This is a genomic window from Candidatus Darwinibacter acetoxidans (assembly GCF_041936445.1).
GTDB lineage: Bacteria > Bacillota > Limnochordia > Darwinibacteriales > Darwinibacteriaceae > DTU010.
This window is the reverse complement of record NZ_JBHGXH010000018.1, coordinates 1-1321: the sequence shown is the minus strand read 5'-3', so window position 1 is coordinate 1321 and position 1321 is coordinate 1. Positions and strand designations below refer to the sequence as shown.

The 1321-nt window shown below is 56.6% G+C and carries 2 protein-coding genes and 1 pseudogene; all 3 read right to left on the bottom strand.

Annotation, left to right across the window (positions count from 1 at the left end; genetic code table 11):
* Window positions 1-182: pseudogene (locus ACE4YL_RS00510) on the bottom strand (SDR family NAD(P)-dependent oxidoreductase); the annotation flags it as partial.
* A gap of 56 nt (window positions 183-238) precedes the next feature.
* Complete coding sequence (locus ACE4YL_RS00505; protein ID WP_461368990.1) at window positions 239-1078, bottom strand: SDR family oxidoreductase; 840 nt, start codon at window positions 1076-1078, stop codon at window positions 239-241.
* A gap of 23 nt (window positions 1079-1101) precedes the next feature.
* Window positions 1102-1321, bottom strand: a 220-nt coding sequence (locus ACE4YL_RS00500; RefSeq protein WP_461368989.1) for an SDR family oxidoreductase, incomplete at its 5' end; no start/stop codon positions are given.

Below are 1321 nucleotides of genomic sequence, written 5' to 3'. Positions count from 1 at the left end.
GCGGCGTTTGCGATATCCTCCGGCATACCCATATTGGGGGAGTGGGTCAAAAGGCTGCTGGTGCGTTCAAAGCCGAAGGGATCGGAGGGCGGCATGACAAGAGGAATGTCTGTCAGCACGCCACCGGGGGCGATGCCGTTTACACGGATGTGCTTCTCAAGATACATGAACGCGGTGTTCCGAGTGGCGGAGGTGAGCGCCGCCTTGGATGCGCCGTAATGGGCCTGACCGGGGCTGTTTACTCGCCAAGCTGGCTGACAAAGGTATTCGCGGTCTGACCGCCGTCAGCAAGGATATCGACGCCGTTTATAAAGCCGGCGCCGGGAGTGCAGAGAAATGCCGTCAGCGCGGCAATCTCATAAGGATGGCCCCAACGGCGGAAGGGGATGGACTCTTTCTGCATTTCTGCGGTTTCGGGCTGGTTGTCGATGAGCGCCTGATGCATAGGCGTCAGGTAGGATCCCGGGGAGACAGATAAAATGCGGCAGCCTTTGTTCGCGAAACGCACGGTGTTTTTCTGCGTGTAGTATATTACAAAGCGCTTGGAGATCGTGTACGCTATGCCTGCGCAGCTAAACTCGTCATCCTGAAAGGGCGCTGTCAGCTCCTTGAGTTTGTCATAGAAGCCCGCGTCCTCGCACTCGTCAAATATCTCATACCACTCGTCCGGAGCTTCGATGGTGTAGGCGGCCACGGAACCAAAATTGATTAGCACACCGCCTTCGGCCAGAATGGGGTAAAACGCATTCGTGAGATAGATGGTGCCCATAGCATTGATCGTGAGGATATCCTCCGTGCCGGTGTTGGCGGGGGATACGCCCGAGGTGTGGATGACGTTTACCACATTGCCCAGAGACGCTGCAAAGTCGGCAAGCTCCTTGACCTTGGACTCGTCCCGGATATCCAGCGGGAAAATACGAATCTCGCAGCCATATTCCTCCAGCTCCGCTTGTGTTTCCAGAAGTTTTTTCTCGTTTCTTGCGGCAAGCACCAGGAGGCTGGATTTGCCCAACTCCCGCGCGATGGCTTTGCCCATGCCGCCATGTCCGCCAGTGATGACCGATACTTGCTTTGTCATGTTAGTCCCACCTCATAGGTTTCTTAGAATGTCGTCCAGCCGCCGTCGCAGGTGAGGATGACGCCGTTTACGAACTTCGATTCATCGCTGGCCAGGAACAGGGCGGCGTTTGCGATATCCTCCGGCATACCCATATTGGGGGAGTGGGTCAAAAGGCTGCTGGTGCGTTCAAAGCCGAAGGGATCGGAGGGCGGCATGACAAGAGGAATGTCTGTCAGCACGCCACCGGGGGCGATGCCGTTT